This window comes from Bradyrhizobium sp. 21 (assembly GCF_023073335.1).
Taxonomy (GTDB): Bacteria; Pseudomonadota; Alphaproteobacteria; order Rhizobiales; family Xanthobacteraceae; genus Bradyrhizobium.
The window spans coordinates 453,961-478,152 of the sequence record NZ_JADPJG010000002.1 but is presented as its reverse complement, the minus strand read 5'-3'; the positions used below and the strand labels follow the sequence as shown (position 1 = coordinate 478,152).

The following is a 24,192-nucleotide window of genomic DNA, read 5'->3' as shown; positions in this document are numbered from 1 at the left end:
GCTCTCGCGTAACGTTAGGACCCCGCGATGGTTACGCCCCGCGCCAGACCGGGCAAGGTCAAATATAACGGCACCTCTGCTTACGCCTTAGGCGGCGAACCGCCTGCCGCCCCTGACCTTCTGCGCGAGCTCCGCGGCCTCGACGGCGGTGCGGCAGCGGGCTTGACCCGAATCCGCATCGACCGGCCCTTCGGCTCATCGATCTCGAAGGAATTCGTCTTCCGCACGAGGTCGCTCAGCTTGCGGAACCCGTAGGTCCTCGGATCGAAATCGGAAGCGAGATTGGCAAGCTGCCGGCCGACTTCCCCGAGCGTAACCCAGCCGTCCTCGCTCTCCATCTGGGTGATCACCTTCTTGATGATGGGGGTCGCTGCATCGGGCGGCTGAAGCGAGGTCGACTTCGCGGCGGCGCCCTGGGCATTCGCCGGGGCGGCGAGCAGGTTCTCGGTGTAGACGAACCTGCGGCAGGCCTGCCGGAAGCTTTCCGGCGTCTTCTGCTCGCCGAACCCGAAGACATCGACGCCCTGCTCCCGGATGCGCGCGGCCAGACGGGTGAAGTCGCTGTCGGACGACACCAGGCAGAAGCCATCGAACCGGCCGCTGTGAAGCAGGTCCATCGCGTCGATGACCAGGGTGATGTCGGATGCATTCTTTCCCGTCGTATAGGCGAATTGCTGCTGCGGGATAATGGCGTGCTTCGACAGGATGTCGGCCCAGCCCCTGGACCTGGCATTGGAGAAGTCGCCGTAGATGCGGCGGACGCTTGCCTCCCCGATCTTGGCAATCTCCTCGAACAATCCGTCCGCGATCTTTGCCGACGCATTGTCGGCATCGATCAGGACGGCGAGACGGGGCGAACGGAGCTCTGACGGCATGATTTTCCCCAAAAGGACGCGACAATTGCGGAGGGATATACCGATGTCGGGGCTCTTGCCGCCAGAGCTGATTTCGTCCACGGGGGTGGCGGTGGGGCGCCAGCCTGCCTCAACCCGACTTTACCGCCGGCATCATGCCGCCAAGTGCCGCTGTCAGTTCCGCCGCGACGTCCCGCACTACGCAGCCGATCTCCGGCAGCCGCGCGTCGGTGACCCGGCTGGTCAGGCCGGACACCGAGATCGCGGCCAGCGGTTCGGCCAGCGCGTTGTAGACCACGGCGGCGACGCAGCGCAGGCCGATCTCCGCTTCCTCGTCGTCGATCGCAAAACCCTGCTTGCGGATGGTCGCGAGCTCCTTGAACAGATCGCTCGGTCGCACGATGGATTTCTCGGTCAGGCGGGGCATGCCGTGATGACGGATGACGGCGGCGACGTCCTCGTCCGAATAGGTCGCAAGCACCGCCTTGCCGACGCCCGACGTCACCATGGCGACGCGGCCGCCGACCTTGGTCAGCGAACGCATGATCTCGCGGCTCTCCATCCGGGTCAGCACGATGATGAACTCGTCGTCGACGACGGCGAGGTTGGCGGTCTCGCGGGTGAGATCGCGCAGCTTGCGGAGGTATGGGATCGCCTGCGCGGAAAAATTGCGCCGCCGCGCAAAGCTCGCGCCGACCGTGAAGCTGCGCACGCCGACATGCCATTTGGATTCGGCGCGGTCGAACTGCACGAAGCGGCGGCTCTCCAGCGTCGCCAGCAGGCGATGCACGGTCGAGGCTGACAGCCCGGTGCGAACGGCGAGGTCGCTGAGGCGATAGCCCTCGTCGTCTTCGGCCAGCGTCTCCAGAATCGATAGCGCGCGGTCGACGGATTGTACGCCGCCGTCGCGGTCGGCCTCCGATGGCGATCGAGGCTCGAGCGATTTACGCCGGATCACGTTCTTGCCCTCGCGACCTGACAATTGTCACCTCTCCCCGCGAGCGAGGAGAGATGAAGTAGCGCCTCAGAGCAGCCCTGCCCCGCGCGCCCATTTGTACTTGGCGCCCAAGACCTCGACCGGCAGCTCGGTCGAATAGGCATAGGCCGGGATGCCGTTCTGGTAGAGATATTCGGCGGCTTCCTCGACCTCGACGTCGCCGGCGAGCGAGGCGACGATCGGCTTCACGAAGCCCTTGGCCTCCATCTCCTTCTTCACCTCGACCATGTTGCGGGCGAACACCATCGGCGGCGTGACGATAGTGTGCCAATAGCCGAGGATCAGCGAATGGATGCGCTCGTCCGTCAGGCCGAGCTTCACCGTGTTGACATAGGTGATCGGCGGCTCGCCGCCGGTGATATCCACGGGGTTTCCGGCCGCACCGAACGGCGGGATGAACTTGCGGAAGGCAGCATCCAGATCCGGCGGCATCGCCATCAGCGACAGGCCGTTGTCGACGCAAGAGTCCGACAGCAGCACGCCCGAGCCGCCGGCACCCGTGATGATCAGCACGTTCTCGCCCTTCGGCGTCGGCAACACCGGCACGCCGCGGGCGAATTCGAGCAGCTGCCGCAACGACCGCGCCCGGATCACGCCCGACTGCGCCAGGACGTCCTCGTAGATCTTGTCGTTGCCGGCGAGCGCGCCGGTGTGCGACGAGGCCGCCTTGGCGCCGGCCGAGGTGCGGCCGGCCTTGAGCACGATGACCGGCTTCTTCTTGGAGACGCGCTTGGCGGCTTCGGCAAAGGCGCGGCCGTCCTTGAGGTCTTCGCAGTGCTGCGCGATCAAATTGGTGTTCGGATCCTGCTCGAAGAAGGCGAGCAGATCGTCCTCGTCGATGTCGGACTTGTTGCCGAGGCCGACGATCGCGGAGACGCCCATCTTGGCCGAACGGGAGAAGCCGATGATCGCCATGCCGATGCCGCCCGACTGCGAGGACAGCGCCGCGTGGCCCTTGACGTCGTAAGCCGTGCAGAAGGTCGCGCAGAGATTGGCCGGCGTGTAGTAGAAGCCGTAGATGTTCGGCCCCATCAGCCGAATGTCGTACTTCTTGCCGATCTCGACGATCTCGGCCTGCAGCTCCGGCGCGCCGGCTTCGGCAAAGCCCGACGGAATCAGCACCGCACCCGGAATTTTCTTCTCGCCGCATTCGACCAGCGCGCCGGCCACGAACTTCGCGGGGATCGCGAACACCGCGGTGTCGATCACACCCGGCACGTCCTTGACGCTCTTATAGGCCTTGTAGCCGAGGATTTCGGCGGCCTTGGGATGGATCGGGTAGATGTCGCCCTTGTAGCCGCCATTGATGAGGTTCTTCATCACGGAGTTGCCGATCTTGCCGTCCTCGGCCGAGGCGCCGACCACGGCGACCGCCTTCGGCTGCATGATGCGGCTCATGGCCGCGACGATCTCTTCGGTCGGGCGCGGTTTCGGCTTGGGCACATAGGCGAAGTCAACGACGATGCGGACGTCGGCAGCGATCGCATCCTTCGCCGTCGCGAACACCGGATTGAGGTCGAGCTCGACCATCTCCGGAAAATCCGTGACGAGCTGCGAGACCTTGACGATGACGTCCGCCAGCGCCGTGCGGTTGACCGGCTCGCCGCCGCGTACGCCCTTCAGAATCTCATGCGCCTGGATACCGTCGAGCATCGACAGCGCGTCTTCCTTGGTCGCGGGCGCGAGGCGGAAGGTGATGTCCTTCAGCACCTCGACCAGCACGCCGCCGAGGCCGAAGGCGACCAGCTTGCCGAACGAGGCGTCGGTGATCGAGCCGACGATGACTTCGGTGCCGCCGGCCAGCATCTGCTGCACCTGGACGCCCTCGATCTTGGCATCGGACTTGTACTTCCTGGCGTTGCCGAGAATGGTCTCGTAGGCCCTCTCGGCGTCTTCGACCGTCTTGAGGCCGACGATGACGCCGCCGGCTTCGGTCTTGTGGAGAATATCCGGCGAGACGATCTTCATAACCACCGGGAAGCCCATGGACGAGGCCATCTTGCCGGCCTCGCCGGCCGATTTCGCCACGCCCTCCTTCGGCACCGGAATGCCGTAGGCGTCGCAGACCAGCTTGCCTTCCGGCGCGGTCAGGCTGGTGCGGTTGTCCGCCTTGACCTGGTCAAGCACCTTGCGGACGGCATCTTTGGAATTGGACATGTGGCTTCTCCCTTGACCTTAGTTCTTGCGTTCTCAAAGCGCGCGCGTGGTGCGGCTGCCCGTGATGCTTGCCATTCGCGGCGCTCCGTTCCATGTCGCGGAACGCAGTGGCATAAAGCCCACGTTACTCCGCCGCTTTGGATCAAAAATGGCTGGCGATGGCATTTGGTATGCCAGAAGCCAACTTGTCAAGCCGCGACCCCGATTAGAACGCTGCAAAAAATAGGCAGCTTGACATTCTGGTATTTGGTATGCCAAAAACTTTCCGGTTAATATTCCTGTAAAAGACGACTCCCACTGGAGGAGATTCGTCGTGTCACTGCGGAAACCAACCAAGGCGTTGCCGAACATGGCCGAGGCAGATATCGCAATCGTTCGTATTGCCCCGGAGAGCAGCTTCAAGAACAAGGCGTATGACGCCTTGAAGGAAGCCATCCTCAAGATGGACATCTATTCGACGCCCGAGCCGGTGATGCTCGACGAGCGCGCGCTGTCAGAGCGCCTGGGTGTCAGCCGCACGCCGATCCGCGAAGCCATCGCGATGCTCGAGCAGGACGGTTTCGTGAAAACGGTTCCGCGCCGCGGCATCATGGTGGTGCGCAGGACCAAGAGCGAAATCGTCGACATGATCCGCGCCTGGGCGGCGCTGGAGAGCATGGCGGCCCGCCTCATCACCACCACCGCGCGCAAGAAGGACATCACGGCACTGCGCGACTACTTCAAGGAGTTTGGCAAGGACCGCCTGCCCGAGGATCACGTCGAGGAATATTCGCGCGCCAACATCGCGTTCCACCAGGCGCTGATCTCGCTGTCGGAATCGCCGGTGCTGGTCGATCTCACCAACGACCTCCTGCTGCACGTGCGCGGCTACCGGCAACTGACCATCGGACGCAAGGACCGCACTGCGACTTCGCTACCCGAGCATCTCGGCATGATCGAAGCACTGGAAGCGCGTGACACCGAGCTCGCCGAGAAGCGCGCCCGCGACCACACCCTGGGCCTTGCCGCTTACGTCGAAGCGCACGGTCAGGAACTCTTTTGACTTGCAACGTTCACCAGAAGGGCGAGCCATTCGCCCGCAAAGCCTAAACGGCATCTTTGAGACCAGGGAGACAAGGCCCATGCTGAATACCGCGACCAAGTCCGAAGCACCGGGCACCGAGCAGGAATTGACGGATGGTTTTCATCTCGTCATCGACGCGCTCAAGCTGAACGGCATCAACACCATCTATAATGTGCCGGGCATCCCGATCACGGATTTGGGCCGCATGGCGCAGGCCGAAGGCATCCGCATGATCTCGTTCCGCCACGAGCAGAACGCCGGTTATGCGGCGGGCATCGCCGGCTACCTCACCAAGAAGCCGGGCATCTGCCTCACCGTCTCCGCGCCCGGCTTCCTCAACGGTCTCACCGCGCTCGCGCACGCCACCACCAACTGCTACCCGATGATCCTGATCTCGGGCTCCTCCGAACGCGAGATCGTCGACCTCCAGCAAGGCGACTATGAAGAGATGGACCAACTCGCGATTGCCAAGCCGCTGTGCAAGGCGGCCTATCGCGTGCTGCATGCCCAGGACATCGGCATCGGTCTCGCCCGCGCGATCCGCGCCGCCGTCTCCGGCCGTCCCGGCGGCGTCTATCTCGACCTGCCCGCAAAACTGTTCGGCCAGGTGATGAACGCCGATGCCGGCCAGAAGTCGCTGGTCAAGGTGATTGATGCTGCTCCCGCGCAGATCCCCTCGCCTGCTTCGATCAAGCGCGCGCTTGATGTCTTGAAGAACGCAAAACGTCCGCTCATCATCCTCGGCAAGGGCGCGGCCTACGCGCAGGCCGACGAGGAGATCAAAACCTTCGTCGAGAAGAGCGGCGTGCCCTTCCTGCCGATGAGCATGGCCAAGGGCCTCCTCTCCGACACGCATCCGCAGTGCGCAGGTGCTGCGCGTTCGACGGTGCTGAAGGAATCCGACGTCGTGCTGCTGATCGGCGCGCGGCTGAACTGGCTGCTCTCGCACGGCAAGGGCAAGAACTGGGGCGAAGCGCCCAAGAAGTTCATCCAGGTCGACATCGAGCCCAGGGAAATGGACTCCAACGTCGAGATCGTCGCGCCTGTCGTCGGCGACATCGGCTCGGTCGTCGCGGCGTTCAACCAGGCGATGGGTTCAACCTGGACCGCCCCGCCGGCCGATTGGACCAAGGCGATTTCGACCAAGCGCGAAGAGAACGTCGCCAAGATGGCGCCGAAGCTCATGAACAACAAATCGCCGATGGACTATCACGGTGCGCTCGGCGTGCTGAAGAACGTGATCAAGGATCATCCCGAGGCGATCCTCGTCAACGAAGGCGCCAACACGCTCGACCTCGCTCGCGGCGTCATCGACATGTATCGCCCACGCAAGCGTCTCGACGTCGGCACCTGGGGCGTGATGGGCATTGGCATGGGCCAGGCGATTGCGGCGACGCTGGAGACCGGTCACCCCGTGCTCGCGGTGGAAGGCGACAGCGCGTTCGGCTTCTCCGGCATGGAGGTCGAGACCATCTGCCGCTACAATCTGCCGATCTGCATCGTCATCTTCAACAATGACGGCATCTATCGCGGCACCGACGTCAACAGCGTCAATTCGGATCCGGCGACGACGGTGTTCGTCAAGGGCGCCCGCTACGACAAGATGATGGAAGCCTTTGGCGGCGTCGGCGTGAACGCGACCTCGCCGGACGAGCTCAAGCGCGCCGTCAACGAAGCCATGGCCTCGGGCAAGCCGACGCTCATCAACGCCGTGATCGATCCGGCCGCAGGCTCGGAGAGCGGCCGCATCGGCAACCTCAATCCGCAGAGCGTTCTGCAGAAGAAGAAGTAAGCATCCCCTTCAACCCACAAGGTCCCTGCGGGTGCAGGGGTAGATCAGAGTACGGAGCAACACGATGACAAAAGCGCTCGAGGGCGTTCGCATTCTCGACTTCACCCACGTCCAGTCCGGGCCGACCTGCACGCAGTTGCTCGCATGGTTCGGCGCCGACGTGATCAAGGTGGAACGTCCGGGCGTGGGTGACATCACCCGCGGCCAGCTGCAGGACATCCCGAACGTGGACAGCCTGTATTTCACCATGCTCAACCACAACAAGCGCTCGATCACGCTCGACACCAAGAACCCCAAGGGCAAGGAAGTCCTTACCGAACTGATCAAGAAGTGCGACGTGCTGGTCGAGAACTTCGGCCCCGGCGTGCTCGACCGCATGGGTTTTCCCTGGGAGAAGATCCAGGCGATCAACCCGAAGATGATCGTCGCCTCGATCAAGGGTTTTGGTCCCGGACCGTACGAAGACTGCAAGGTCTATGAGAACGTCGCGCAGTGCACCGGCGGCGCCGCCTCCACCACCGGCTTCCGCGACGGTCTTCCGCTCGTGACCGGCGCGCAGATCGGCGACAGCGGCACCGGCCTGCACCTGGCACTCGGCATCGTCACCGCGCTCTATCAGCGCACGCATTCGGGCAAGGGCCAGAAGGTCACCGCCGCGATGCAGGACGGTGTCCTGAATCTCGCGCGCGTGAAACTGCGCGACCAGCAGCGCCTCGCCCATGGCCCGTTGAAGGAATACAGCCAGTTCGGCGAAGGCATTCCGTTCGGCGACGCGGTGCCGCGTGCTGGCAACGATTCCGGCGGCGGCCAGCCCGGCCGCATCCTGAAGTGCAAGGGCTGGGAGACCGACCCCAACGCCTACATCTACTTCATCACCCAGGCCCCGGTCTGGGAGAAGATCTGCGACGTGATCGGCGAGCCGACCTGGAAGACCGATCCGAACTACGCCAAGCCGGCGGTTCGCTTGCCGCGCCTGAACGAGATCTTCGGCCGCATCGAACAGTGGACGATGACGAAGACGAAGTTCGAGGCGATGGAAATCCTCAACAAGGACGACATCCCCTGCGGCCCGATCCTGTCTATGAAGGAGATCGCCGAGGACCAGTCGCTGCGCGCGACCGGCACCGTGGTCGAAGTCGATCATCCCACCCGCGGCAAGTACATCTCCGTCGGCAACCCGATCAAGCTGTCGGACTCCCCGAGCGACGTCGAGCGCTCGCCCCTCCTCGGCGAGCACACCGACGAGATCCTGCGCTCGGTGCTCGGCTTCAGCGATCACCAGGTCGCCGACATCCACAAGTCCGGCGCACTCGACCCGCCGCAGAAGCAGGCCGCGGAGTAAGCGGAGCTGTCAGAGACAACAAAAGGCCGCCGGTTTCGGCGGCCTTTTTTGTTGCCGCGGAGATGGACAATGTCCCGCAATCGGCCCGCTCCCGGCATTGAAAGGGCTAAAGCCGATTTAAGACCGATTTTGGGGAACCGATGCGGCAGCCGGCTATTGTCATCTCAACCGGCATGCTCTCAAATGCGGGCGTGCCGCGGCCCTAGCGAGCGACTGAACGCCTCGCAAAGACCTGCCCAACGCTGAAGAAGTGACCGCCTTCTCCCTGGAGAGGAGGGCTGAACATGCAGCATGCGAGAGGAAGGCGTCGCGTCCGGTTGGACCACGAACGTGCATGAAAGTGAGGTCGAAATGTTGAAAGATCAATCCCCTAACCGCGCCAAGCGTGAAGCTGACAAGGCGTTCAAGCCAGCCCCAACGCAAAAGCCGATGAATGACTATGCGAAGGACCAGCATTCCTTCAACGAGAACCGCGAGCGGCTCAAAGCGGAAAGGTTGGCCCGCGAGGCCAAGCCAGGTAGCCGCCCCGAATAGCAGCGCTTTGGGCCGGGTTCAGATCGCGACCACGCTGGACGCCCTGCATCGAAATCGAGGCCTGACCTCGAGCGAGAGCATCTTCGGGCGAAGTGGATACCGGTCCGCGTGAAGAAAACGCGTCAAAACTCAAATCTGGAGCATCGAGAGCACGACGATCCCGTCTTCGAGCTCCCCCGAGGCCAGCCGGGTCCGCGCGATGCGCTCGAATTCCGTTCGGTTCTTTTGAAGATAGCTGAAGGCCTGCTTCTGCGTCAGAAACGTGGTCGCAAGTCGGCACATTTGCCGACCCGCGCCAAGCGCGAGAAAAAAAGTAATTGTGCCACCGCCGTCCAGTTTGATTCTAGGCAAGACCCGCACTCTTCGGCATGTGACCGGCCCTCTCCAGATTTTCGTCGGCGCACTTGAAGGCACTATCGCGGCACCTTCTTCTTGCGCTTCGCCGGGGTGGACGCCGGCAACGATGCCTGAAGGGTTGCGTCGGCCGCTTCCTTGGCCTGGCGGAGTTCTCGAAGCCGCGCCATGTTCTTGCGAACATCGACGGCCTGCTTTTCGGCATCCACCATCGCTCGCGCTCCCTCTTCAGCAGCCAAGCGCTGACGATTGGAACGCGCGATCGCTTCAGGGGACGGTTCGGCCGATTTCCTGGCGCTCATTATTCACCCTGCTCCACAACGGACAAAACCCGCTCAATCCGGGGATCAAGCGGGTAGCACGGCCGTTTCAGTACATCCGTGAAACGGCACCAAGGCCTTAGGCGAGCGAGAGATTCTCTGCGCTGACCTTGCCCCGCATCTTGTCGGTCTTGAGCTCGAAGTTGACCTTTTGGCCCTCGGCGAGACCTGCAAGACCAGCCCGCTCGACCGCGCTGATGTGAACGAACACATCATTACCGCCGTCGTTCGGCTGAATGAATCCAAAGCCCTTCTGGCCGTTGAACCACTTCACAGTACCTGTCGTCATTTACTTCTCCAAAGCGCATACGCGCGCGGTCCGCGTGACACCCACGCAGAACCAATTCAATTCGTCGATGTCTATGGAAAAGGAGCCCGCGGGCGCATTCAACAAGGCACAGCGGCTGAACGAACAACTCTACCGTATACCTCATCTTCGTCTTATGCAAGGCTTGGCGGGATTTAACCCCCTCAGGGGCCCGGCCGTACGGTGTCAGGCTGGAAGATTCGGGCAGAAAGGCGCCTGGCGCAAGGTCGACTTTACCTTCGGAAACGCCGATTTGACGCTGGCCAGCTCTGCTGGCCTGAGCGCGTCGCCATGATCCGCGCTATCGAGCGCTCATCGTTCGCCCCCAGCAAGCTGCTCTCTCAAGAATTGCACGACAGCCGCATTGAACTCGCGGTGAAAACCTGCCCTGCCTCGATCGCGACGCGCGCATGACGATTGCGGACGCCGACAAGGCCTGACAGGAAATCCAGGACGCGATGTCGGATCGGTAGAGTTTCGTTCGTCCTCGGGGCATGAATGGGCAATCGACATCAACGTCGGGCCCATCAATTCAAGAGGATGAACAATCATGCCCAGCACTGTCCGCCTGCACCGCGTGCTCACCACCAGTCCGGAGAAAGTCTATCGCGCCTTCCTGGAGGCGGATGCGCTGGCGAAATGGCTTCCGCCGAACGGCTTTACCTGCACCGTCCATCATTTCGAGCCGAAGGTCGGGGGCACGTTCAAGATGTCGTTCCGCAACTTCACGACGGGCAACAGCCACGCCTTCGGCGGCGAATATCTCGAACTCGTCCCGGGCGAACGTCTGCGCTACACCGACAAGTTCGACGATCCCAATCTGCCGGGCGAGATCCAGGTGACCGTGATCTTGAAGAAGGTCTCGGTCGGCACTGAAGTCGATATCACGCAGGCCGGCATCCCCGACGTCATCCCGCCGGAGGCTTGTTATCTCGGTTGGCAGGAGTCTCTGCGCAATCTGGCGAAGCTCGTCGAACCCGAGATCAAGCAATAGAGTCCAGATCGGACCGAGAGTTGAGGGCGGCAGCGTGACCTCAGGCTTACGCGCCCGCCTTCGGCTCGAGCCCGCCGCTTGCGGTCCAGCGGTCCGGGTCGGGACTGTGCCCGATCAAGGCGAGGCCGTAGGCGATCGACTCGAATTGGTCGCCCGACATCAGCCGTTCGTTGCCGAACCGCTCGGCAAACAGTTTTCGAACGGCGGGCACGAAGGAGGTGCCGCCGGTCAAAAACACCTTCTCCACCTCGCGCGCTTTGATGCCGGCCTCGTTCAGCACCTTGTCGACGGTGGCCCCGAGCCTTGCGATGTCGTCGACAATCCAGGCTTCGAAATTTTTCCGCGTGATGGCGGCGCCAATATCCACCCCGCCACCCTTGAAGCGGAAATCAACCTCATCCTGCGCCGACAGCGCGACCTTGGCGTCGGACACCGCGCGGTACAGCGAAAAGCCGAGGTCGAGATCGACGATGGTGATGAAATCCTCGAGCAGAGCCGGCTTCAGCGCGGAGCGCGCAAGCTCGCGGAGCTCGCGCAAATCGCCGTTGCTCTTCATCATCGCGAGCTGATGCCAGCGCGCGAGGTTGGTGTAGTGGCCGGTTGGGACCGGCAGCACCTTGTCGAATGAGCGGAAGCTGGAGCCTTTGCCGAGCCGCGGCGAGACGACGTGATCGACGATGCGGTAGTCGAAGGTGTCGCCCGCAATCCCGATGCCGGCATGTCCAAGCGGATCGGCGTGCAGGGCACCTCCCGCGCGCGAGAACCGCATCACCGAGAAATCGCTGGTGCCGCCGCCGAAATCCGCGACCAGCACGGTCGCATCGCGCTCCAGCCGGCGGGCGAATGAGAACGCAGCTCCCACGGGCTCGTAGACATAGCGTGCGTGGCCGGCGCCGAGACGCTCGAACGCAGCCCGGTAGCGCTGCATCGCCAGCGCCTCGTCGGGATTGCCGCCGGCGAAGCGGACCGGTCGGCCGACCGTGATGGTCGACGTCTCGAAGCCGAATTTATCGCCGCCATGGCGCGCCAGCGTCCGCAGAAACGCCGCGAGAATGTCCTCGAACTTGAAGCGCTGCCGGAAAACCTGCGTGGTGTTGAAGCTGCTGCTCGCAGCAAAAGTCTTGAACGACTGGAGGAAGCGGTGGACGTGACGGCCCTCAAGGAACGTCTCGATCGCCCACGGGCCGCCCTCGGCCTGGGCTCCGGCGCCCGGCCGGTCCTCCCAGAAGCACAGGGCCGAGACGTAGACGCTGTGGCGCTGGCCGCCATGGTCGAAGCGAATGGCCTCGACCCGGCGGTCGTCCGCCGCGATGGCGACGACCGTATTGCTGGTCCCGAAATCGATACCGATCGAGACGGCGGGCGAGGCGCTCGACATGAACCACTCTGACAGATGATTGGAAGGGGGCAGACCACTAACGGCTTTGACTGGGCCTGCCAAGACCCCGTCCAACCATCAAACGCTTCGTTTCCGCGGCTTTTTGCGATTTGAGCCCCGAATGACCCGCTTTAACCCCTTGTTATGCTGCAATGCGGGATAGCGCATGCTGCTATGCAATGGTACGTGTAGACAGTGGCATCTGGTATACATAGATTGCCCTTCGAAATGAGACAGCAATACTGACTGTCTGAAGAAGGGGATTTCCGATGTCCAAGTCCGCTGCCCTCGCTCTCGCTCCGTCGTCTTCGCTGTTCGCCCGCCTGATGGCCACGATTGATCGCCTCCTGATGGCGAGCGCCGAAATCTCGAATCGGAACGGCGACCTGCCGCGTTTCGGCCTGTAAGCCGGGCGCTATTGCGGCACCGCCACCGAGCAGCGGTGGTTTCATTCCAGTTCGCCTACTACTTTTGATGAATGGCCCCGCAGGACGGGGCCATTTCTACTTGTGCTGTCCTTGAGTCACGGCCGCAGCCAGCAAAAACGCTGCGGCATTTGCGCACGGTGACCGGACCAGCGCTTGAACCTTGGCATAATGAATACAAGAATGCCTCTCCAGCGCTCGCAGAAAAATGAGAGGCGCCACGGGAGGCTTTATGACGGACATGGTGCACGCAACGGTCCCTACAGCCGCGCGCGTTAGCGACACGTATCGCTGGGCGCAATTGGCGGTCGGTGTAGCGGCGATGGTGATGATCGCCAACTATCAATACGGCTGGACGTTCTTCGTCCCCGACATCCAGAAGAAATTCGGCTGGGATCGCGCCTCGATCCAGTGGGCCTTCACGCTGTTCGTACTGTTCGAGACCTGGCTCGTGCCGATCGAAGGATGGTTCGTCGACAAATACGGTCCGCGCATCGTGGTGCTGGTCGGCGGCGTGCTCTGTGCCGTCGGTTGGGCGATCAACGCGCAGGCCACCACGCTCAACGGCTACTATCTCGGCATGATCGTCGCGGGCATCGGCGCCGGCGGCGTCTACGGCACCTGCGTCGGCAACGCGCTGAAATGGTTTCCAGACAAGCGCGGCCTTGCCGCGGGCATCACCGCCGCGGGCTTCGGTGCAGGCTCCGCGCTGACCGTCGCGCCGATCCAGGCCATGATCAAGGACAGCGGTTTCCAGACCACGTTCCTTTATTTCGGCCTCGGACAAGGCATCATCATCTGCATCCTCGCCTTCTTCCTGCTCGCGCCCAAGCCGGGTCAGGTGCCGAACGTGGTTGCGAACGCCAATCTGCTGCAGACGCGACGCAACTACCAGCCGACCGAGGTGCTGCGTCAGCCGATCTTCTGGCTGATGTACTTCATGTTCGTGATCGTCGGCGCCGGCGGCCTGATGGTGACGGCAAACCTGAAGCCGATCGCGGCCGATTGGAAGGTCGACAACGTGCCGGTCACATTGATGGCGGTGACGATGACGGCGGTGACCTTCGCGGCCACGATCGACCGCGTGCTCAACGGCCTGACGCGTCCGTTCTTCGGCTGGATCTCCGACATGATCGGCCGCGAGAACACGATGTTCATCGCCTTCGGCATGGAAGGTGTTGGCATCTGGATGCTCTACCTCTGGGGTCACGATCCCCTTTGGTTCGTGCTGCTCTCGGGCTTCGTGTTCTTCGCCTGGGGTGAGATCTACTCGCTGTTCCCCTCGACCTGCACCGACACGTTCGGCGCCAAGTTCGCGACCACCAATGCCGGCCTGCTCTACACCGCGAAGGGCACGGCCGCGCTGCTGGTCCCGATCGGCAATTACATGCAGCAATCGTCGGGCAGTTGGGACAACGTGTTCATCATCGCGGCGGGCGCCAACATCCTGGCCTCGGCGCTGGCGATCGCGGTGCTCAAGCCCTGGCGCAAGATCGTGGTCGCAAAATCGACCGTCTGACGCGCTCCCAAAAGCGCTTTCCCGCGCATGACGCCCGGCCCACGGCCGGGCGTTTTCGTTTTACGCGAAGCTTCGCGATCCCGCTGGTGCGGACGGAACTCCGCAAATTGTCGCCAGAGGCCCAAGTTAGGGCTTGCAATCTGGAATATGGTATACCAAGCTCCCCGCCGCGCTTGCGACGATAAGCCACAATATTTGCGACACTGGGTCCTCTTGCAATCCCAGGTCGTAAGCAATCAGGCGCTCGGGAGGTTCTTGATGATTTCCAGCACGGATGGCGCCGTCACGGCCGCGCCCCTTCGCACCGGTTTCCGTTGGCTTCAGCTCGCCATGGGCATCGTCTGCATGGCGATGATTGCCAATTTGCAATATGGCTGGACGCTGTTCGTCGATCCGATCGATCACGCGCACCATTGGGGGCGCGCCGCGATCCAGCTCGCTTTCACCATCTTCGTCGTCACCGAAACCTGGCTGGTGCCGATCGAGGCCTGGTTCGTCGACAAATACGGTCCGCGCATCGTCATCATGTTCGGCGGCGTCATGATCGCGCTCTCGTGGATTCTCAACTCCTACGCCGACAGCCTTCCCCTGCTCTACACGGCGGCCGTCATCGGCGGCATGGGCGCGGGCGCGGTCTACGGCACCTGCGTCGGCAACGCGCTGAAATGGTTTCCCGACCGCCGCGGCCTCGCCGCCGGTGCGACCGCCGCCGGCTTCGGCGCAGGCGCAGCCCTCACCATCGTGCCGATCGCCACCATGATCTCAACCAGCGGCTATCAGCACGCGTTCCTCACCTTCGGCATCGGCCAGGGCGTGATCGTGTTCGTGCTCGCCTTCTTCATCCAACCGCCGCGGATCTCGATCCCGCCGAAGAAGAAGCAGCTCAATCTGCCGCAGACCAAGATCGACTTCACCCCGCCGCAGGTGCTGCGCGCCCCTATTTTCTGGGTGATGTACCTCGTTTTCGTCATGGTCGCCTCCGGCGGCCTGATGACCGCGGCGCAGATCGCGCCGATCGCGCACGACTTCAAGATCGCCGACACGCCGGTGACGCTTGCCGGCTTCCAGATGGCGGCATTGACCTTCGCGATCTCGCTCGACCGAATCTTCGACGGGTTCGGCCGCCCGTTCTTCGGCTACGTCTCCGACAATATCGGCCGCGAGAACACCATGTTCATCGCGTTCGGCACCGCCGCCTTGATGCTGTTGACGCTGTCGGCCTATGGTCACGTGCCTGTTGTCTTCGTGCTCGCGACCGCGGTCTATTTCGGCGTGTTCGGCGAGATCTACTCGCTGTTCCCGGCGACCTGCGGCGACACCTTCGGCTCAAAATACGCAACCACCAATAACGGCATGCTCTACACCGCGAAGGGCACCGCCTCGCTGCTCGTTCCGCTCGCAAGCGTGATCTCGGCAACGTACGGCTGGAAGGCCGTGTTCGTGGTCGCGGTGGCGCTTAACGCGACGGCGGCACTGATGGCGTTGTTCGTGATCAAGCCCCTGCGCCGCTCCTTCATCCTCGGCAAGGAAGCCGAGAGCGCCAATGCCGCGACGGGTAGCGCCAAGACCGAGACGGCGTGACAGCCACACACTTGCACGGTTGAGACAGGGGCGCAGCGATGCGCCCCTTTTGTTTTGGTTTGTTTCGGCGCGACGACAAACGTCAGTATTGCTGCCTCAAGAATTTTCGGATCAGCCAAATCGAACGCTTGACGATTGGCATTATGTATACCACACTTGAGCGATCATTCACCCAAGGAGGTTGCAATGCTGGTCGGAGACATTCTGCGCAAGAAGACGCCGCGCGTTGTCACGGTGCGAATGAACGAAACGGTGGGTATCGCCGCCAAGCTGATGCGCGCCAACAATATCAGCGCACTGGTGGTCAAGGACGTGGTCCGCTCGGAAGGCAACACCGCGGTCGGCATGTTCACCGAGCGCGACGTCGTGCGCGCCGTCGCCGAGCACGGCGCCAATGCCGTCAACGTCAAGGTCTCGCAACTCGTCTCGGTGCAGCAGCTGGTGTCCTGCACGTCGAGCGACACGATCGAGCACATCCGCCATTTGATGAACCAGAATCACATCCGTCACCTGCCCGTCATCGACGATTACAGCCTCGTCTCGGTCGTCAGCATGCGCGACATCGCCACGGCCATGGACGAAGCGATCAACGGCACGCCGCAAGCGGCCTGAAGCGTCACACTTCTCCTGCGACGACCGGCCCCGGCTCGGACCCTTCCGAGCCGGACGGATCTTTCGTCCCAAAATCCGGCTTCCGCCCCTTCGCGAGGACTTCATGAAGATCTGCATCTACGGCGCCGGCGCGATCGGCGGATATCTCGGAGTTCAGCTCGCGCGCGCTGGCGCCGATGTCAGCCTGGTCGCACGGGGCGCCCACCTCGCCGCGATGCGCGAGCGCGGCCTGACGCTACGCGCAGGCGAGGAGGCGCACACCGTGCATCCGCGCTGCACCGACGATCCCGCCGAGCTCGGCGTGCAGGACTACATCATTATCACGCTGAAGGCGCACTCGATCACCGGCGTGATCGAGAAGATGCAGCCGCTGCTCGGACCCCACACCCGCATCGTCACCGCCGTCAACGGCATCCCCTATTGGTACTTCCACAAGCACGGCGGCCAATACGAGAACGCGACGTTGGAGAGCATCGACCCCGGCGGACGGCAATGGCGCGAGATCGGGGCCGAGCGCGCCATCGGCTGCATCGTCTATCCCGCCACCGAGATCGAGGCGCCCGGCGTGATTCGCCACGTCTACGGCAACAATTTTCCGCTCGGCGAGCCCTCCGGCGAGATCACCTCGGACGTGCAGCGGCTCGCCGATCTCTTCGTCGCCGCCGGGCTGAAGGCGCCGGTGCTCGACCGCATCCGCGACGAGATCTGGCTGAAGCTGTGGGGCAATGTCTGCTTCAACCCGATCAGCGCGCTGACCCATGCAACGCTCGACGTGATCTGCACCGATCCGGCCACCCGCGCCCTGTCGCGCGCGATCATGGTGGAGACGCAAGCCATCGCCGAGACGTTCGGCGTCAAATTCCGGGTCGACGTCGAGCGCCGCATCGAGGGCGCCCGCAAGGTCGGCGCGCACAAGACCTCGATGCTGCAGGATCTCGAGCGCGGCCGCCCGATGGAGATCGACCCGCTCGTCACCGTGGTGCAGGAGATGGGCCGCCTGACCGGCATCGCCACCCCCGCGCTCGACTCCGTGCTGGCGATGGTGACCCAGCGCGCCCGCATCGCCGGACTCTATGACGGGATCTCGACGCCATCGGATCCGCGCGCACTGGCGGTGGCGTGATGACGGGCGAGATGAAAAAATGGCTGCGCTTCCGCCATGGCGGTGCGACCGGCTTCGGCACGCTGAATTCGTCAGGCATCAAAGTCCATGAGGGCGAGATGTTCGGCCGCCATGCAGCCACCGGCAAGATTTTGGCGCTGTCGGAGGTCGAGCTGCTGGCGCCCTGCGCGCCCAGCAAGATCGTCGCGCTCTGGAACAATTTCCACGCGCTCGCGGCCAAGCTCAACCAGCCCGAACCGCCGGAGCCGCTCTATCTGCTGAAGGCCACCACCAGCATCACGACGCCAGGCGCCGTGATCCGCCGCCCCTCTTACTACGACGGCAAGACCACCTACGAGGGCGAGCTCGGCATCGTCATCGGCAAGACCTGCGCCCGGGTGTCGCCGGCGGAAGCAGACGGCTTCATCTTCGGCTACACCTGCGTCAACGACATCACCGCCAACGACATCCTGACCAGCGATCCGACCTTCCCGCAATGGGCCCGCGCCAAGGGCATCGACGATTACGGCCCGTTCGGCCCCGTCATCGCGACCGGCCTCGATCCGGCCAAGCTGGTGGTCCGCACCATCCTCAACGGCGCGGAGCGGCAGAACTATCCGATCTCGGACATGATCTTCACCGCGCAGGTGCTGGTCAGCAAGATCTCCCACGACATGACCCTGCTCCCCGGCGACCTCATTGCCGTAGGCACCTCGGTCGGCGTCGGCGTGATGAAGGAGCCGGTGAACATCGTGACGGTCGCGATCGCCGGCATCGGCGAACTCACCAACGAGTTTCGGCTGTAGCTAGAGTGTGACCCAACGCACAGAAGCGCTCGCGGCATCGCCGTAGGATCCCTTCATTATTCAGCGCCTACCGCGCTGGACCTCAGAGGGGACGTAGGACGATGTTCAAGGGGATCATAACGGGCATTCTGGCCGGCATTGCGCTGGTTGGCACCATCTTGGCCACGACCGGTTCGGCCGAAGCCCGCTATTGGAGGGCCGACCATGGGAGTCGTCCGTCCTTCCGCCCTGTCGCGTCCCCCCAAACGCCTTCGCACACCACATTCAACTGTCCCCGTTGCAGTGACGGCCAGCAGCGCCCCTCCACTGGCCCCTCCCAATGGGGCGGCGGTCACAATTCCCATTACGGCTGGGGCAAGAGCTGGTGACAAAGCGCGAATAGGCCGGCGTCCTGCCGTACTTCCTCATGCGTCATGGCCGGCTCGTCCCGGCCATGACGCACTCATCACGCTGAATAGGGAAAACCAGGCCATCCACCCATCGGCTGACGCAACCAGCCGTGGATCGCGCTAGTGGAAACCTCCGGCAAGCCGCGCGGCCCTTGATCTCGGTTCCGCTCTCCAATAGCAACTATGGCGATAATGTGTGCCGGCGTGAGGAAGTCACGATGTGGCTGTTTTTCCTGTTTGCCTGGTTTGTTCTGCTGGCCGCCATCGCGATCTTCGCCCAGCAGGCGCTCGGTTACGATGTCGGCCATCTGCCCGCCTGGTTCGGAGGCCTGCCTGTCCCGCAGCGCATCTCGACCGGCGCGATCCTGACCCTGGCGCTGGCCCTGATCGGCGCCTCCGCCTGGCGGCTCTCGCGCCAGGACCGGCGCCTCGACACATTGCGCGACCGTCTGAAGAAGACGCGCGAGGACGTCGTGGTCGCCCACGCCCTGCAAAACCACCTCGATGCCACCGTCCAGCACCTGATCGAGAGCGATCCAAGGGAGGCCGTCTCCGCCCTCCACGACAAGCTGGGCGAGATCGAGCAGCGCGCGCTGCTTCAGCAGGGCCGCAATGAATCCACCGACATGCACGACCAGCTTGCCGAGATCCGCCGTCGCCAGCAGGGAGTACGCGAGATGGTCGGCAAGGTCGCCGATCAGCGCCGCGTCGTCGAGCCCGTCTTCACCGAGATCCGCGACCGCCAGAACCAGCTCGAACGCTCCCTGCACGACCTCGAGACCGACGACCGCAAGAACAACCTCGCCGACCGGCTCAAGGACATCGCGCGCGACGTATCGACGCTGCTAAGCAGAGTGGGCACGGTCCAGGAAACGTTTGCAACCCTGAACCAGTACAAGGAAGATTTGGCGAAATCGCACGCCGAGCTGGTGCCGCTGCGATCAACCGACACCGGCCTCAACGCCCTGATCGGCGAGCTGAGCATCGGCCATGAGCGCCTCGCCAAGAGCGTCGACGAGCTCGAGACCGGCGGCGAAACGCCGCTCGGCGCCCGCGTCGAGACACTGTCGAAGAACAAGATCGAGATCGAGCAGCGCCTGGCCCGCATCGACGACAGCTTCAACATCCTGAAAGGCATCCGGCTCGACTTCGAAGAGCTCGGCCAGCGCCAGGCCCAGCTCGAGCACTCGCTCGCCGGTGTCGAGACCGACGCCGACGGCAAGACGCTTGCCGACCGCCAGAACGCGCTGAACGATTTTGTTCTCCAGTCGCGCCAGCGCCTCGGCGCGCTCCAGGAGACGCTGGCGACATTGAACTGCTTCAAGACGGAGCTGTCGAAGTCGCAAGCCGACCTCGTCCCGCTGAAGGCCCCGGTGTTCGGCATCGAGGCCCTGATCGCGGAGGTCGGCACCACGCGGGATCTTCTCGCCAAGACCGTCGGCGAGATCGAGTCGAGCGGCGACATCCCCCTCACCTCGCGCGTCGACGCGCTGACCAAGAGCAAGCGCGAGGTCGAAGACCGCCTTGCCCGCATCTTCGACAATTTCAACGCGCTGGACGGCTTGCGCAAAGACATCGGCGGCATCTTCTCGACGATCCGGAACAGCCTGAACCGGATCGGGTGAAGGCGCGGACCTTGTAGGACGGGTAGAGCCCTTGCGAAACCCGTCATCCCGGACGCCCCCGATCAACACCGATGGGTTTCGCTGCGCTCTACCCATCCTACAACCTGAAACAGGCACCGGGTTCGAACCGCGATCAATATCCCCACGACCAATCGCACATGCGCTTCATCCTCGGCCTCCTGTCTGGTCTCGTCGGCATGCTGGCCGGCTGGTCCGGGCTTGCAATGCTGGTGGCGACGCTCGCGGGGCCGGACCGGGATGGCGGCACCGCCATGGGAGCTTTCTTCCAGATCGGGCCGATCGGCGGTGTCATCGGCTTTATTGTCGGCGTATGGCTGTTCAGCAGGATCGGCATCGTCAGAGAGAGCGTCTCTGTGCCCGATGGGGAGGTGCCCGGCACCGCGGCGGCCTCACGCAGCCGCATCTCGTTCCCTTTTGCCCTCACGCTTTTGCTGCTGATCGCGGGGCTCGGCTGGTGGGCATGGTACGAGCTCATCCGCTCGCCCTACCTTTCGCACGGTTTCATGACGCTCGAGCTCCAGTTCAAGCTGCCAGCCGGCATGACCTTGCCGGCGAGGGAGGACGTGCGGATCGAGGTGCAGGAACGGCAGGGATATACCGTGGCCGAGTTGACCAACCGCTGGCACGGTCATGACGGCGACCGCCAGGTGATCCTCACCTCCGCCTCGCTGATGTACAAGACACGCCACCGCCTCGTCACCCTCACCCTGCCCAACCAGCCCGCACAATCGTGGCGGCTCGATCTCTCCGGCGATCCGGACCCAACACCGGGCTATTCGGACTGGCGCCTTCCGAACGAAACGCCGTCCGCAAAAATCGAGATGAATTTTCGCCTCAGCGCCGACCGCTGAGAAGCGCACGGCGCCACTACGAAACATCCAGACACATCACATCTCCGCGCGCCCGACATATGCCGCCAACATGTCGCGGGGGTGCCGCACTGTGGTCGCATTCGGTCGCCCTTCTAGGCCGCGTGTCTGGGGGCACGGCGGTGCCGTGTTTGGACCAAACCTTCTAGGGGTATGACTGTGAAGAAGATTGTATTTGTTGTGGGTGCTACGCTTGCTCTGGTGACGGCTGCGAACGCTGCGGATCTGCCGCGCCGCCAACCCGTGCCGGTCTATTCTGAGCAGGCCCCGATCGGCAAGATGCCGATCGGCAAGAGCCCGATTGGCAAGGCCCCGATCGGCAAGGCGCCCGGCCCGGTCGCAGCGCGCTACTGACGCGCAACGAACCAAGCGCAGAAGACCAAGCGCGAAATCTGCGTGAGCGGCCGACAGTCGAGGGGCACAGCGTGACGAACAAACCTGATCGATCGGGATCCTGCATCCTCGCGGGATTTGCCCTGGCGGCGATGCTCGCATGCACGACGCCCTCGGCCTCGGCCCACGAAGCCAGCAAGCGCATGGCCGATGCCAATGCGCTTGCCTCGACCGACACCGCATCACGACCTCAGCCGCAATCGACGCGGCGCCCGATCGCGCGCGCGGAGAAAGGTCCGTACTACGTCGACTTCCGCGCCCGCACGGCCGCGAGCTGGGGCCACGCCTTCGTCTGGTACGGCAAGACCAGCGAGCGCGCCGTCGAGGTCGCTGGCCTGACGCCAGCCGGCGACACCTGGGCCTATGTGCTCGGCCACCTGACCTGGGTGCCGTCGGAGACCGGCGCGAGCTACGGCGATCTCGATCCCGACTATCTGACCGCGAGCTACCGCGTCTATCTCAACGAGGCCGACGCCAAACGCGTGTTCGCCTACATCAAGAAATTGCAGGCGAGCTCACCGGTCTGGAATGCCGAGACCACCAATTGCACCGGCTTCATCGGCGACATCGCTGAGTACATGGGATTGAAGGTCCCCAACCGCTGGCAGCGCCCGGAAAACTTCGTCAACAGCCTCAGGGAAGCGAACGGCGGCCGCCAGATGGTGCGGTTGTCCGCGGAGTAGCGCCGACGGTGCTGTAGTCCCGGTGAGCGCAGCGATACCCGGGACCGACGCTCAGATGTCCCGTTCCTTTTGGGACCGTCGGGCAACACACCCCGCACAATTTCCCCACCTCGCTTGTCAATCCTCCGCACCAGAAATATTCCACTTTACCGAAATTCTGATTTGCCGTACAAGCAAGCCACCCTGGCCCGAGACAAGGGGCGGATCGCGATCGTCACGAACCGCGGGCCGGGGTGCGATGGACGCGACGGCGTCGGGCGCGGCGAGCATTGCAGGGCGGGAAACCGTGAGCAAAGGCTCTCGTGCGTACGACACGATGCCGACAGCGTCTTGGCATGGCTTCGGGCGTGAGCACACGCCAGCGCTCGAAGTCCCAGCGAAGACGTGCGCGGACGGCCAAGTCGTGTGGTCCTGACGCCCGGGGTCTGTGCGTCAAGTCTTGTGGTGATGTGGGCTGCCCGACCGGGCACGCGCATCAGCCATCCGCAAGGCGACGGGGGCAATAGTGCATCGCTCCCCGGGGAGAGCGCGAAGTAAGCCGTAAACCATTGCGCAGGGAAGGCCGGGCGATTGGCTGACCTGTGGTCCACCCCGTGTGCATCTTCCAGCGCACGGACTGCGGGTGCCAGCCTGCGCCCGGCCTTCCCTGCGCCCTTGTTACGACGAGGGCGACGCGATCAAGCAAAGCTCGGGCGGAATGCGCTGCGAGAGAGCGAAGGTGTGCCTGCGATTGAAAGTTGGTCAGGAATGGATCAACAGATTGTTCCGTCCGTGCCCCCGGACGCAGCGCAGCGCTGCAGAGCCGGGCCCATCTTTCAGACCATCCGCGGGGCATGGGGCCCGGCTCTGCGCCGCAACGTGAAGAACGTTGCAGCGCGTCCGGGACATGAGACTGAGTGGGGTTGTTACCCACATCCATCGCCACCCAATTATCCGCCCCGCGGAATCACCCGCATCCCCGCATGATCGCCCCGCCCCCGCCGCAGGCCCGCGCAATAGACTTTTCCCGACCCCGGCGGCATCCTGCCGCCATCAATCGATAAACAGAGCCTGCCGGCCACCCAGGGGGAAAAAGATCATGTTGCAGACACGGTTCACAAAGCTCGTCGGTGTCGAGCACCCGATCGTCCAGGGCGGCATGCAATGGGTCGGCCGTGCCGAGCTGGTCGCCGCGGTCGCCAATGCCGGCGCGCTCGGATTCATCACGGCGCTGACCCAGCCAACCCCGGAGGAGCTCAGGAAGGAAATCGCGCGCTGCCGCGACCTCACCGACAAGCCGTTTGGCGTCAACCTCACCATCCTGCCCGCGATCAAGCCGCCACCTTACGCCGAATACCGCGCCGCCATCATCGAGAGCGGCATCACGGTCGTCGAGACTGCCGGCAACAAGCCGCAGGAACATGTCGACGAGTTCAAAAAACACGGTGTCAAGGTCGTGCACAAATGCACCAGCGTCCGCCACGGGCTGTCGGCCGAGCGCATGGGCGTCGACGCCATCTCCATCGACGGGTTCGAATGCGCCGGCCATCCCGGCGAGGACGACACCCCCGGCCTGATCCTGATCCCGGCCGCGGCCAACAAGATCAAGATTCCGATGATCGCCTCCGGCGGCTTTGCCGACGCCCGCGGCCTCGTCGCGGCGCTGGCGCTGGGCGCCGAGGGCATCAACATGGGGACGCGCTTCATGGCGACCCGGGAGAGCCCGATCCACCAGCTCATCAAGGAGAAGATCGTCGCCAATGACGAGCGCGAGACCGAGCTGATCTTCCGGACCATGCGCAACACCTCGCGCGTCGCCAGGAACGAGATCTCGACCAAGGTCGTTGCGATGGAGAAGGAAGGCGCCAAGTTCGAGGACATCCGCGAACTCGTCGCGGGGGCCCGCGGAAAGATGGTCTATGCCACTGGCAATTCGGACGAAGGCATCTGGTCGGCGGGCCAGGTGCAAGGCCTGATCCAGGACATCCCGACCTGTGCCGAGCTCATCTCCCGCATCGTGCGCGAAGCCGAGGCCATCATCCGCAGCCGGCTCGAAGGCATGATCGTTCATCCGACAGCTCAAGCTGCGGAATAGT

At 63.5% G+C, this 24,192-nt stretch carries 24 protein-coding genes; 17 read left to right on the top strand and 7 right to left on the bottom strand.

The window, feature by feature from the left end; all coding sequences use genetic code 11:
* Positions 1-80: 80 nt before the first annotated feature.
* The 3 genes from IVB31_RS02160 to IVB31_RS02150 all read right to left on the bottom strand — a co-directional run bounded on the left by IVB31_RS02160 (position 81) and on the right by IVB31_RS02150 (position 4,008).
* Entirely contained in the window at positions 81-875 is a 795-nt protein-coding gene (locus IVB31_RS02160) for an NYN domain-containing protein (RefSeq protein WP_247317981.1), read from the bottom strand.
* A gap of 109 nt (positions 876-984) precedes the next feature.
* Complete coding sequence (locus IVB31_RS02155) at positions 985-1,836, bottom strand: IclR family transcriptional regulator (protein WP_247317978.1); 852 nt, start codon at positions 1,834-1,836, stop codon at positions 985-987.
* Between the two features lie 42 nt (positions 1,837-1,878).
* On the bottom strand, positions 1,879-4,008 hold the full coding sequence (locus tag IVB31_RS02150) for an acetate--CoA ligase family protein (RefSeq protein ID WP_247317975.1): 2,130 nt from the start codon (positions 4,006-4,008) through the stop codon (positions 1,879-1,881).
* Between the two features lie 349 nt (positions 4,009-4,357).
* Here IVB31_RS02150 and IVB31_RS02145 point away from each other — a divergent pair, with 349 nt between their 5' ends.
* The 4 genes from IVB31_RS02145 (at position 4,358) to IVB31_RS02130 (ending at position 8,739) form a co-directional block, all read left to right on the top strand.
* On the top strand, positions 4,358-5,050 hold the full coding sequence (locus IVB31_RS02145; protein WP_247319368.1) for a GntR family transcriptional regulator: 693 nt from the start codon (positions 4,358-4,360) through the stop codon (positions 5,048-5,050).
* Between the two features lie 79 nt (positions 5,051-5,129).
* Positions 5,130-6,863: an oxalyl-CoA decarboxylase gene (oxc, locus tag IVB31_RS02140; RefSeq protein ID WP_247317973.1), complete on the top strand. Its 1,734-nt coding sequence runs from the start codon at positions 5,130-5,132 to the stop codon at positions 6,861-6,863.
* Between the two features lie 64 nt (positions 6,864-6,927).
* Complete coding sequence (frc, locus tag IVB31_RS02135; RefSeq protein WP_211394187.1) at positions 6,928-8,205, top strand: formyl-CoA transferase; 1,278 nt, start codon at positions 6,928-6,930, stop codon at positions 8,203-8,205.
* 351 nt (positions 8,206-8,556) lie between these two features.
* Complete coding sequence (locus IVB31_RS02130; protein WP_247317971.1) at positions 8,557-8,739, top strand: hypothetical protein; 183 nt, start codon at positions 8,557-8,559, stop codon at positions 8,737-8,739.
* Between the two features lie 129 nt (positions 8,740-8,868).
* Here the strand turns inward: IVB31_RS02130 and IVB31_RS02125 are convergent, their stop codons facing one another.
* The 3 genes from IVB31_RS02125 to IVB31_RS02115 all read right to left on the bottom strand — a co-directional run bounded on the left by IVB31_RS02125 (position 8,869) and on the right by IVB31_RS02115 (position 9,702).
* Positions 8,869-9,099 (bottom strand): hypothetical protein, encoded by a 231-nt coding sequence (locus IVB31_RS02125; RefSeq protein ID WP_247317970.1) that lies wholly within the window; start codon positions 9,097-9,099, stop codon positions 8,869-8,871.
* Positions 9,100-9,152: 53 nt separating this feature from the next.
* On the bottom strand, positions 9,153-9,395 hold the full coding sequence (locus IVB31_RS02120; RefSeq protein WP_247317968.1) for a transcriptional regulator: 243 nt from the start codon (positions 9,393-9,395) through the stop codon (positions 9,153-9,155).
* 97 nt (positions 9,396-9,492) lie between these two features.
* The gene (locus IVB31_RS02115) at positions 9,493-9,702 is read right to left on the bottom strand and encodes a cold-shock protein (protein ID WP_007593324.1); all 210 of its coding nucleotides are present in this window, start codon (positions 9,700-9,702) and stop codon (positions 9,493-9,495) included.
* A 309-nt stretch (positions 9,703-10,011) separates the two neighbouring features.
* On the opposite strand from IVB31_RS02115, the gene IVB31_RS33505 reads away from it, so the two are divergent.
* Both IVB31_RS33505 and IVB31_RS02110 read left to right on the top strand, forming a co-directional pair.
* Positions 10,012-10,134, top strand: coding sequence for a hypothetical protein (locus IVB31_RS33505; RefSeq protein ID WP_256464280.1), 123 nt, complete (start codon positions 10,012-10,014; stop codon positions 10,132-10,134).
* 136 nt (positions 10,135-10,270) lie between these two features.
* Positions 10,271-10,714 carry an SRPBCC family protein gene (locus IVB31_RS02110; protein WP_247317966.1) on the top strand — a complete coding sequence of 148 codons (444 nt, stop codon included), beginning with the start codon at positions 10,271-10,273 and terminating at the stop codon, positions 10,712-10,714.
* 46 nt (positions 10,715-10,760) lie between these two features.
* Here IVB31_RS02110 and IVB31_RS02105 read toward each other — a convergent pair whose 3' ends face one another.
* Positions 10,761-12,092: an Hsp70 family protein gene (locus IVB31_RS02105; protein WP_247317964.1), complete on the bottom strand. Its 1,332-nt coding sequence runs from the start codon at positions 12,090-12,092 to the stop codon at positions 10,761-10,763.
* 269 nt (positions 12,093-12,361) lie between these two features.
* On the opposite strand from IVB31_RS02105, the gene IVB31_RS02100 reads away from it, so the two are divergent.
* The 11 genes from IVB31_RS02100 to IVB31_RS02050 all read left to right on the top strand — a co-directional run bounded on the left by IVB31_RS02100 (position 12,362) and on the right by IVB31_RS02050 (position 24,191).
* Entirely contained in the window at positions 12,362-12,499 is a 138-nt protein-coding gene (locus IVB31_RS02100) for a hypothetical protein (RefSeq protein WP_247317962.1), read from the top strand.
* 250 nt (positions 12,500-12,749) lie between these two features.
* Positions 12,750-14,036 (top strand): oxalate/formate MFS antiporter, encoded by a 1,287-nt coding sequence (gene oxlT / locus IVB31_RS02095; RefSeq protein ID WP_247317961.1) that lies wholly within the window; start codon positions 12,750-12,752, stop codon positions 14,034-14,036.
* Between the two features lie 258 nt (positions 14,037-14,294).
* Positions 14,295-15,617 carry an oxalate/formate MFS antiporter gene (gene oxlT / locus IVB31_RS02090; protein WP_247317959.1) on the top strand — a complete coding sequence of 441 codons (1,323 nt, stop codon included), beginning with the start codon at positions 14,295-14,297 and terminating at the stop codon, positions 15,615-15,617.
* Between the two features lie 186 nt (positions 15,618-15,803).
* Complete coding sequence (locus tag IVB31_RS02085; RefSeq protein WP_247317956.1) at positions 15,804-16,229, top strand: CBS domain-containing protein; 426 nt, start codon at positions 15,804-15,806, stop codon at positions 16,227-16,229.
* A gap of 103 nt (positions 16,230-16,332) precedes the next feature.
* Positions 16,333-17,352 carry a 2-dehydropantoate 2-reductase gene (locus IVB31_RS02080; protein ID WP_247317953.1) on the top strand — a complete coding sequence of 340 codons (1,020 nt, stop codon included), beginning with the start codon at positions 16,333-16,335 and terminating at the stop codon, positions 17,350-17,352.
* 11 nt (positions 17,353-17,363) lie between these two features.
* Positions 17,364-18,137 (top strand): fumarylacetoacetate hydrolase family protein, encoded by a 774-nt coding sequence (locus IVB31_RS02075; protein WP_247317951.1) that lies wholly within the window; start codon positions 17,364-17,366, stop codon positions 18,135-18,137.
* A 607-nt stretch (positions 18,138-18,744) separates the two neighbouring features.
* Complete coding sequence (locus IVB31_RS02070; protein WP_247317948.1) at positions 18,745-20,151, top strand: hypothetical protein; 1,407 nt, start codon at positions 18,745-18,747, stop codon at positions 20,149-20,151.
* Between the two features lie 71 nt (positions 20,152-20,222).
* A complete protein-coding gene (locus IVB31_RS02065) occupies positions 20,223-21,023 on the top strand; it encodes a hypothetical protein (protein ID WP_247317945.1) in 801 nt (266 codons plus the stop codon).
* Between the two features lie 171 nt (positions 21,024-21,194).
* Positions 21,195-21,395, top strand: a complete 201-nt coding sequence (locus IVB31_RS02060) for a hypothetical protein (protein ID WP_247317943.1) — start codon at positions 21,195-21,197, stop codon at positions 21,393-21,395.
* A 71-nt stretch (positions 21,396-21,466) separates the two neighbouring features.
* Positions 21,467-22,117, top strand: a complete 651-nt coding sequence (locus tag IVB31_RS02055; protein ID WP_247317941.1) for a hypothetical protein — start codon at positions 21,467-21,469, stop codon at positions 22,115-22,117.
* A gap of 1,078 nt (positions 22,118-23,195) precedes the next feature.
* The gene (locus tag IVB31_RS02050; RefSeq protein WP_247317939.1) at positions 23,196-24,191 is read left to right on the top strand and encodes a nitronate monooxygenase family protein; all 996 of its coding nucleotides are present in this window, start codon (positions 23,196-23,198) and stop codon (positions 24,189-24,191) included.
* The last annotated feature ends 1 nt before the right edge of the window (position 24,192 follow it).

Coding starts and splice junctions, on each gene's coding strand:
- IVB31_RS02050 (WP_247317939.1), top strand. CDS start 23,196: ATGTTGCAGACACGGTTCACAAAGCTCGTCGGTGTCGAGCACCCGATC.
- IVB31_RS02100 (WP_247317962.1), top strand. CDS start 12,362: ATGTCCAAGTCCGCTGCCCTCGCTCTCGCTCCGTCGTCTTCGCTGTTC.
- frc (WP_211394187.1), top strand. CDS start 6,928: ATGACAAAAGCGCTCGAGGGCGTTCGCATTCTCGACTTCACCCACGTC.
- IVB31_RS02075 (WP_247317951.1), top strand. CDS start 17,364: ATGAAAAAATGGCTGCGCTTCCGCCATGGCGGTGCGACCGGCTTCGGC.
- oxlT (WP_247317961.1), top strand. CDS start 12,750: ATGACGGACATGGTGCACGCAACGGTCCCTACAGCCGCGCGCGTTAGC.
- IVB31_RS02130 (WP_247317971.1), top strand. CDS start 8,557: ATGTTGAAAGATCAATCCCCTAACCGCGCCAAGCGTGAAGCTGACAAG.
- IVB31_RS02105 (WP_247317964.1), bottom strand. CDS start 12,092: ATGTCGAGCGCCTCGCCCGCCGTCTCGATCGGTATCGATTTCGGGACC.
- IVB31_RS02060 (WP_247317943.1), top strand. CDS start 21,195: ATGACTGTGAAGAAGATTGTATTTGTTGTGGGTGCTACGCTTGCTCTG.
- IVB31_RS02110 (WP_247317966.1), top strand. CDS start 10,271: ATGCCCAGCACTGTCCGCCTGCACCGCGTGCTCACCACCAGTCCGGAG.
- IVB31_RS33505 (WP_256464280.1), top strand. CDS start 10,012: ATGATCCGCGCTATCGAGCGCTCATCGTTCGCCCCCAGCAAGCTGCTC.
- IVB31_RS02070 (WP_247317948.1), top strand. CDS start 18,745: ATGTGGCTGTTTTTCCTGTTTGCCTGGTTTGTTCTGCTGGCCGCCATC.
- IVB31_RS02085 (WP_247317956.1), top strand. CDS start 15,804: ATGCTGGTCGGAGACATTCTGCGCAAGAAGACGCCGCGCGTTGTCACG.
- IVB31_RS02115 (WP_007593324.1), bottom strand. CDS start 9,702: ATGACGACAGGTACTGTGAAGTGGTTCAACGGCCAGAAGGGCTTTGGA.
- IVB31_RS02080 (WP_247317953.1), top strand. CDS start 16,333: ATGAAGATCTGCATCTACGGCGCCGGCGCGATCGGCGGATATCTCGGA.
- IVB31_RS02065 (WP_247317945.1), top strand. CDS start 20,223: ATGGGTTTCGCTGCGCTCTACCCATCCTACAACCTGAAACAGGCACCG.
- oxc (WP_247317973.1), top strand. CDS start 5,130: ATGCTGAATACCGCGACCAAGTCCGAAGCACCGGGCACCGAGCAGGAA.
- IVB31_RS02150 (WP_247317975.1), bottom strand. CDS start 4,008: ATGTCCAATTCCAAAGATGCCGTCCGCAAGGTGCTTGACCAGGTCAAG.
- IVB31_RS02160 (WP_247317981.1), bottom strand. CDS start 875: ATGCCGTCAGAGCTCCGTTCGCCCCGTCTCGCCGTCCTGATCGATGCC.
- IVB31_RS02120 (WP_247317968.1), bottom strand. CDS start 9,395: ATGAGCGCCAGGAAATCGGCCGAACCGTCCCCTGAAGCGATCGCGCGT.
- IVB31_RS02145 (WP_247319368.1), top strand. CDS start 4,358: ATGGCCGAGGCAGATATCGCAATCGTTCGTATTGCCCCGGAGAGCAGC.
- oxlT (WP_247317959.1), top strand. CDS start 14,295: ATGATTTCCAGCACGGATGGCGCCGTCACGGCCGCGCCCCTTCGCACC.